Consider the following 7931-nt stretch of genomic DNA (forward strand, 5'->3'; position numbering starts at 1 on the left):
AAGCCACACCAGAAACCAGTCAAATTTCCACTGTAGACTCCGCTCCTGGAATCATAGCATCTGAAGCCATTCCTGAAAAAGCGGTCAGTGAACTGGCGGAAGGTGATATAAGCTGGTCAGATTCCTTATTAAAAATGTATATGGCGTTTGCCAATACAGAAGTCCTTAAGCAGGCCCATACAAATAATTTTACGTTGGACTGGGTGTATGATAATACGCTTAAAACCGATTCTGCCGTATTTGACGTTTACCGCATTGGTCATGAAATATCCCGGGATGAGGGGGCTGATACGCGTTTTATTGTTGACCAATGGATCTACCTCGACACCCTGAGGAAACAGTTGTATGAATACGATGCGGCTGCCCACAAATTAAGCAAATGGTGGAGTTCAACCGGCGAGAAGCAACTTTTCTTTCCTGTTTACGAACTGTCTGCAAAAACTACCGCCTTTGTTGTTAATTTTTACGAAGTAGGTAAACCACGCGGGATCATGGATACATTGTTTGATGTGTTTTATCCAAAAAAGTCTCGTGAAAATGACCAGAAGGAATGCAGGTCATGCGTACCCAAAAAATGGAAACTATACGATACCTCAGGGATCTATAAATTAATCAGGAACGAAACCCTGGAAAAAGAAGCAAGATGTTATTTTGATACGGCATTTTACGTGTATGGAACGAAAGGCTATGCCAGGTCGGGTATAAAAAATATAGCCCTTGCGCAAGACCCATGCATCACCAACATCTTTGCCTTTTGCCTGGATAATGCCAGTCTTAAATCAATTGGGCATCCGCTTTTTTGCTCAACCAAACTGCTCCCCATTAATTATGGTAAGGATTACAGTAAAATGGAAAGGAATATGGACAGTTATTTTATTGCTTCGGGTGATTATGCTGATAGCGTAAAGACAAAGATCGTAGGTAATGTCGGCAACTTTTATTTCTACTATCACGATGACTTTACCTGGGAGCCAAAGAATGCTACATCAAAATGTAAGTTCCCTGACAGGGGCATCCGACTGATCGATAACAAAAAAGTCTCACAATTCTGGATGAGCGATTTTATTGACCTGTTTGGAATAGAATGTGATTAAATTATAAAGGTTGTTGCGCAGTACTCCATGGCATACTGCGTAACAATCTTACTTTATCCCTGCTGATATACCCTGGCAAAATCTTTGGCGAATTCGCTAAAATTTCGGTTGCCAAACACTTCTTTCGCATGTTGCGCGTAATGCGCAGCCAGCAATCCTTCTCTGATAGCGATGCCCATATCTACAATATAATGCTGGGCTGCGTCTTTCGAAAAACCGTTTTGCATCAGTCCCTGTAATAACTGTTCATCAGGGAATTGCACCCAGGTAAGATCGGGCTTGCCAATAGCCGCACCCAGCATTTGAGCAATTTGCCGGCCATTCAATGTATCACTGATAATATATTGCACATTTTTACCTGTAAATGCAAGCGTGGAAAATGCTGTGGCGGCTGCATCGGCTATATCTTCGGGATGAGAAAGTACCATATCTACGGTGTCATCATAATTGTTTCCGATAACGCCCTGGTATTTTATCAATCCTATACTACCATAGAAATTGGAATAAAAGCCGCCGGGGCGCAGGTGCAATACGTTTAGTGCCGGCAGCTCGTCAAGAAAGGTTTCCAGGTTCTGGTAATTTAACAGCGGAGCCTGGCCCGCCAGGGGTGAACCGGAGCTGCTTAGATTAACAACATAGGAGATGCCTGCCTCCTGTATGGCGCGTGCATAATTTTTACCCACGGTAATGGTAAAGGCCTTGTAATCCGGAGCACTGAAATTGGGTGGTATCATCAGGTATACGGCATCGCTTCCCTGAAATGATTGTTTTACAAATTCGTAATCTTCCAATGAACCAATCAAAGGTATAGCTTGTAATTTTCTAATGTCTTCGGCTTTGCTGGCATTGGAGCTAATTACATTAACCTGGTGGCCTTGTGCGATTAGTTTTTTTGTGAGGGAGTGGCTGATGTTCCCCAATGAGCCTGTAACGGTAATTTTCATTATTATGCTTGTTTAAAATTATTGCACAAATCTAAAAGGATACTTACTTTTGTACAAGTACTTACCCTAAAGTGTGTATATTATGACCTTAATTAAAGAAGCATCAACCATTCAGGAAAACAAAAGCCAGGCCTTCGTGGTCTGCCCGGTAACTTTTGTTATGGAAAAGATTGGCGGTTATTGGAAACCGATCATTTTATTCAACCTGTTATCGGGAGTAAAGCGGTACAATGAATTGAAAAGATCAATTCCCACCATTACTGAAAAAGTATTGATACAACAATTAAAGCAACTGGAAGCAGATGGGTTACTGATAAGAAAATCAAAACCAGTTGTACCGCCTTATGTTACTTATGAATTGTCAAAATCAGGTAAAGCATTACGACCTGTTTTATACGCCATGGCCGAATGGGCAGTAGGCAACAGTGGTAAATTATCGAAGACATTTTCAAAGCAAATGAAAGATTTTCCAATGGAGTGAATGCGGTCGCGAATTACAGGCAAGAGGTTGTATGTGGGGAAAAAAAAGGTTTCATGGATGAATGCTTTTGTATGTTGGGGTACATATTTTATATTGTTAATCAGACATTTACAACTCCGGTCAGCAGCGGAAGTACCCGTTTTCTGCAATATATTTTCCCTGTTTTCGTTTAATGGTAGCTTTTGCCTGACACTGCCAGATAGGTTTACCGGTAGAAAGGTTGCTTCACTATAAATGAGTAATTTTTATATTGAGGTAATGTTTTTTTTAATAGATGTGAAAGTGACATTTAATTTGTAATTTGCGCACTCTAATCAATCAATTACTCCGATTGCAGGATGTTTCCGAATTGCCAGATGGATCATTAACTTTTAACCTGCAAAAAAAATCCAATCTTATTTTTTTATGCGTAAGTTATTTTTATTTATTACTGTTTTATCCTGCACCACAGCCTTTGCACAACCCAGAACTTATTCCACAGCCAATGCGCATTCGCACAATGATTATCAACAGGGAACACCATTGATCTCAGCTTACACGCTGCAGTTTGGTAGTGTTGAAGCGGATGTGATGTTGTCAGGTGATGAATTACTGGTTGCTCACACTGAGCGTGATTTTGACCAACACCGCACCCTGGAAGATCTGTACCTGAAACCCATTCAGGGTTTTATCCTGGCCAACAAAGGGCATGTATACGCTGATGAATCACGTAAGCTGATCCTGATGCTGGATATCAAGAGTGAGGCCATTCCAGTTGTAAATAAAATAATCGATCTTTTACAAAAATATCCTGAGCTCATTCACACGCCTACATTCAAAGTATTGATCAGTGGTAACAAACCTGATCCTAATACGTATATTTCTTATCCTTCTTTCCTGGTATTCGATGGTTTATTAAGTTCTAAATACTCTAAAGATGCAATCAGCCGCATCGCCATGCTGAGTGATAACTTCATCAATTATTCAAAATGGAAAGGAACCGGTCCTATCCCCGCTAAAGATGCAGAGCGTTTGAAAAGTATGATCACCAAAGCGCACAGCTTGGGAAAAGAAGTTCGTTTGTGGAACGTGCCTGATTTTGACGAAGCCTGGAAGCAGGTGATCGAGCTGGGTGTTGATTATATCGATTCTGATAGTATCAAGGCCCTGGCGCAATTCCTGAAAAAGCAACAACAACTGTCACAGAATTAAGAGACAGTAAATAATGATATAAAGTGGGCGCCCGGTAGTTATCGTGTGCCCACTTTTTTTATCTGAACTCATAGCCCAATCCCATTACCTGGGTCAACAAGGTGTGTGGTACATCAGTAGCAGTACATCGTCCTTCCATAACGGGTGAAATAGGTGAATGCACGGCCAGGTATTCTTCAATGACCTTATGCATGGTATGGCCAAGCAAGTGCGGTTGTTTAACGCCCTGCATGCGGCAAAGCGTTGTATCCGGATCGCCTTCCCGTTCACAGGCAACAAAGCTGTATTCCCGGTTCAGGTCAACCGGTTTGCCACCCACTTTTATGTAATTAACCCGTTTGCCTGCTTCGTTACCCAGGGTAAAATTCATTTCCATGCCTTTGAACCGGATCACCCAACCGCCCAATCGTTTGGCAGGGTCTTTGGCAAATGTATTTTCCAGTTCAGTTTCTAACCAGTTCCATAATTGTTTACCGGTCACAGTTCCTTGTTTGGCTTCGCTATCAACCGGCAGCATACTCCATAAATAATCAACGGTAATATCTGCCGTGCCTGTAGCAGGGTCGGGAACCAGGGGCGGACAAAAACGAAACCCATTGCTCAAAGCAATATCAGGTTTGAATTTCCACATGATGGCATCGGTAATAAAGTTGTCCATCGGCGTTTCAATTACGTAATACCTTACCAATGGATTTTTGGTTTTCCCGATCACCCGGCTTAATTCTTTTTTATAAGGCTCATTGGCATTGCTGATGAGGCGTTTCATTTCTTCATCTTCCCGGTATTTGTCAGGATCAACATCCAGTAGCTGGTAGGTCTGGTCTTTTATAATGCCATTCTCCATAACAATATCCAGCCTGGCCATAAACGACCCAAATGCTCCTGGTTCAGTTACCTTAGCATAGGCGCCCTGTATGGGTTGTCGCAGCCGCTCATGGGTATCGGCGCCCAGAATATAATCAACACCCTTTACCTGCTCCATATTTGATAAACCAAACTGTTGCGCCAGACCCATATGGGTGATGAGGAATACCAACTGGCATTTTTCATATTCCCTCAAGAGCTTAATATACCTGGCCACATTAGCTTCGGGCTGGGTGAACTTCATGCCATCGCAATAGGCGGGCGATTGCCGTTTTGGCGTCAGCGGATCGTTGTACCCAATGAACCCGATCTTGATGCCGGCAAGATGTTTAACGTAATAGGGTGGAAAGATCAGATCGCCTTTCAGGTCATCCTGCGTGTCGTGATACATATTGGCGCACACCTTTAAGGCATCGTATCCAAACATATCCTTCATCATCATTTCCTTGCCGTATACCACTTCCCAGTTGCCAGGCAGCATAATATCGTAGCCAATGTTGTTCATTAATGGTACAATGGCTTTGCCTTCACTTAATGCCGCCATGCCACTGCCCTGAAAACAATCGCCCCCATCAAGCACCAGTGTATTGGCTGCATTTTGATTACGCAGGGAATTTATCATTGTTTTAAGACTGGCCAGCCCGCCTCGTTTTTTATAAACAGGCTTGCCGTTCTCTATGAAAAATTCATCATGCTGATAAAGTTGTGAATGAATATCGGCCGTATGCAGCAAGGTGATCATATTGGCTTTGCCATTGCGCACCGCTTTATTTTGCTGCATGCTGTTATACTTATAAGTAGCATCTTCATTATGCAAGGCTGCCGCAGCCAGGGGCGTAGTAACCAGTCCGCCCCCAATACCCAGACTTAAGCCCAGGCGGCCGGCTTTTTTGATGAAGTCCCGGCGGCTGTTTTCTGACAGTTCAAGATGCAATTCTTTTTCTGCCTGGCTTATAGTAGCGTCATGACAGGCAGCGCAGCTACATTGGGGTGAGTGATTCACTGACATAGCGATCGTTATTTTAGTAATGGTTAATAAGTTGTCCGAACAGGCTAAATTACTGGGTTTATTGACAAAAACCGGTCATGCGTGTGGCGTTAACACAACAAGTCACAAATCACCCCCTCTTTTGTCCCGTTTACACAGCCTGTTTTTGGGTAACTTGGGGTAAGTTTGTCTTGTCAAAGCAAAAAACATCATTAACTCATAAAAACAAAAACATGGAAACTACCGGCGCAACAAAAATTACAGTGGAAACTGTTGTTAAAGCTCCCGTTGAAAAAGTTTGGAAATACTGGTCATTACCTGAACATATTACAAAGTGGTGTGCTGCCTCTGATGACTGGCATGTGCCCAAAGCTGAAAACGACTTAACAGTTGGCGGAAAATTTTCTACCCGAATGGAAGCCAAAGATGGCAGTTTTGGGTTTGATTTCGGCGGCGTGTATGACGATGTAAAAACAAACGAGCTGATTGAATATACATTGGGCGATGGCCGCAAAGTGGAAATACATTTCTCTGCAAATGGTAATGAAACCAAAGTAGTGGAAACGTTTGATGCGGAGAGCACGCACTCGCTGGAAATGCAGCAGGGTGGCTGGCAGGCTATTTTAAATAATTTCAAGAACTATACTGAGACTAATTAAGTGATATTTGTTCTTTATAGAAGCCCTGCTGTAATGCGGGGCTTTTTTGTGTGCGCCATGCATGATGATAAACTTGACGGTTAAAGTCCGTTATGGGGGTATGTAATCGCCAACCATTAGCCAAGAGCAAGGGTGTCCACTGCGAAGTGGAATCTGAAGGAAGCTGGCGGCAAAGTTCCGGCCCGAGGAACACGAACACTATCAGGCAGATGCTGTGAGGACGAGTTTGCACAACAAAACGAAGTCCAAAGATTACACGGACACGGCACTGTAAATGGTGCGGGTATATGGAATGGAGGTTTATCGTCTTACCATGGGAGGTCTCACAGACGTGTGGAAACAGAGTATGAAGCACGGTTGAAATAAGATTTACTGTGAGAAGTCAGCCGAAGCCATAGTACAGCAGGACGACAGCTGTTGGAAGGGCAGAACCTTAAGAAGTAAGTAGTCAATGAAAGTTACCACATGAAAGGTAGAAAGCAGAAAATATCGCAAGATAGCTACCGGCAGAAAGACAGGGCGGAACCCGAAGATTATGTCGGAGCGCAGACTTGCATGTGGATAACTGAAAACAACCTTACAAGTATCGAGCAAACAGGGTATGGACTGCTTGAACAAATCCTGTCACCGGCGAACCTGAATGCAGCCTATAAAAGGGTAAAGCAAAACAAGGGGGCCGCAGGCGTAGATGAGATGGAAGTCGAGTCCCTAAAGGATTATCTCATCGAACAAAAGGATGCGTTAATTACATCCATACAGGCGGGCAAATACCGCCCAAATCCAGTACGTAGGGTAGAAATACCCAAAGAGAATGGGAAAAGGCAACTTGGCATACCCACCGTTGTAGATCGCGTTATCCAACAAGCCATCACGCAGGTGCTAAGTCCGCTGTATGAGAGACAGTTTTCAGCGCACAGCTATGGGTTCAGACCAAAGCGCAACGCACACCAGGCACTACAGCAATGCCAACGGTTGATCACCGAAGGCTACGTATATGCCGTAGATATGGATCTGGAGAAGTTCTTCGATACGGTCAATCAAAGTAAACTGATTGAAGTGCTGTCAAGAACGATCAAGGATGGTCGGGTAATATCGCTTATCCACAGATACCTTAAAGCAGGTGTGATAGTAGCGAACAAGTTTGAGCAAACGGCTGTCGGAGTTCCGCAAGGCGGCCCCCTAAGTCCACTGTTGAGCAACATTATGCTCAACGAGCTGGATAAGGAACTTGAGAAACGCGGTCACCGCTTCGTGCGCTACGCAGATGATCTGCAGATCCTGTGTAAAAGTAAACGGAGTGCAGAACGCGCAATGGAAAGCCTTGTACGGTACATTGAAAACAAACTGTTGCTCAAAGTCAATCGGGATAAGAGCGCCGTAGTTGATATCAAAAAGGCTAAGTTCCTTGGATACTCCTTTTATAAAATGAAAGGAGAAGGACGGCTGCGCATACACCCGAAAAGTGTCGAGAAGATGCGCAACAAAATCAGGGAACTTACCTCAAGGAGCAATGGCTGGGGTAATGCGAGAAGGAAGGAAGCACTCAAACAGTATATTAGGGGATGGGTGCAGTACTTCAAACTAGCGGATATGAAGAGGTTGCTGAGCGATACAGATGAGTGGTACCGCAGACGGCTGCGGATGGTGATCTGGAAACAATGGAAACGGATCAGCACCAAACAGGCAAATCTCGTAAAATTAGGCATCCCG

Annotated in this window: 7 protein-coding genes; 5 read left to right on the plus strand and 2 right to left on the minus strand. The window is 43.7% G+C overall.

Going from position 1 to position 7931, the window contains the following annotated elements; all coding sequences use genetic code 11:
- On the plus strand, positions 1–1094 hold a 1094-nt coding region (locus ACJ751_RS08960), incomplete at its 5' end, for a hypothetical protein (RefSeq protein ID WP_407745146.1).
- A gap of 53 nt (positions 1095–1147) precedes the next feature.
- On the opposite strand, the gene ACJ751_RS08965 is transcribed toward ACJ751_RS08960, so the two are convergent.
- Positions 1148–2038: an NmrA family NAD(P)-binding protein gene (locus tag ACJ751_RS08965; RefSeq protein ID WP_407745147.1), complete on the minus strand. Its 891-nt coding sequence runs from the start codon at positions 2036–2038 to the stop codon at positions 1148–1150.
- 82 nt (positions 2039–2120) lie between these two features.
- Between ACJ751_RS08965 and ACJ751_RS08970 the strand changes: the two genes are divergently transcribed.
- Positions 2121–2519, plus strand: a complete 399-nt coding sequence (locus ACJ751_RS08970; RefSeq protein WP_407745148.1) for a winged helix-turn-helix transcriptional regulator — start codon at positions 2121–2123, stop codon at positions 2517–2519.
- A 405-nt stretch (positions 2520–2924) separates the two neighbouring features.
- Positions 2925–3710, plus strand: coding sequence for an alkaline phosphatase (locus tag ACJ751_RS08975; RefSeq protein ID WP_407745149.1), 786 nt, complete (start codon positions 2925–2927; stop codon positions 3708–3710).
- Between the two features lie 58 nt (positions 3711–3768).
- Here the strand turns inward: ACJ751_RS08975 and ACJ751_RS08980 are convergent, their stop codons facing one another.
- Positions 3769–5583 carry a bifunctional metallophosphatase/5'-nucleotidase gene (locus ACJ751_RS08980; protein ID WP_407745150.1) on the minus strand — a complete coding sequence of 605 codons (1815 nt, stop codon included), beginning with the start codon at positions 5581–5583 and terminating at the stop codon, positions 3769–3771.
- A 212-nt stretch (positions 5584–5795) separates the two neighbouring features.
- On the opposite strand from ACJ751_RS08980, the gene ACJ751_RS08985 reads away from it, so the two are divergent.
- Together ACJ751_RS08985 and ltrA are read left to right on the plus strand one after the other, a co-directional pair.
- Complete coding sequence (locus tag ACJ751_RS08985) at positions 5796–6221, plus strand: SRPBCC family protein (RefSeq protein ID WP_407745151.1); 426 nt, start codon at positions 5796–5798, stop codon at positions 6219–6221.
- A 465-nt stretch (positions 6222–6686) separates the two neighbouring features.
- Positions 6687–7931, plus strand: a 1245-nt coding sequence (gene ltrA, locus ACJ751_RS08990; RefSeq protein ID WP_407745152.1) for a group II intron reverse transcriptase/maturase, incomplete at its 3' end; no start/stop codon positions are given.

The sequence above is a fragment of the Niastella sp. genome (assembly GCF_045805085.1).
Classification (GTDB): Bacteria; Bacteroidota; Bacteroidia; order Chitinophagales; family Chitinophagaceae; genus Niastella.

Coding starts and splice junctions, on each gene's coding strand:
- ACJ751_RS08965 (WP_407745147.1), bottom strand. CDS start 2,038: ATGAAAATTACCGTTACAGGCTCATTGGGGAACATCAGCCACTCCCTC.
- ACJ751_RS08985 (WP_407745151.1), top strand. CDS start 5,796: ATGGAAACTACCGGCGCAACAAAAATTACAGTGGAAACTGTTGTTAAA.
- ACJ751_RS08970 (WP_407745148.1), top strand. CDS start 2,121: ATGACCTTAATTAAAGAAGCATCAACCATTCAGGAAAACAAAAGCCAG.
- ACJ751_RS08975 (WP_407745149.1), top strand. CDS start 2,925: ATGCGTAAGTTATTTTTATTTATTACTGTTTTATCCTGCACCACAGCC.
- ACJ751_RS08980 (WP_407745150.1), bottom strand. CDS start 5,583: ATGTCAGTGAATCACTCACCCCAATGTAGCTGCGCTGCCTGTCATGAC.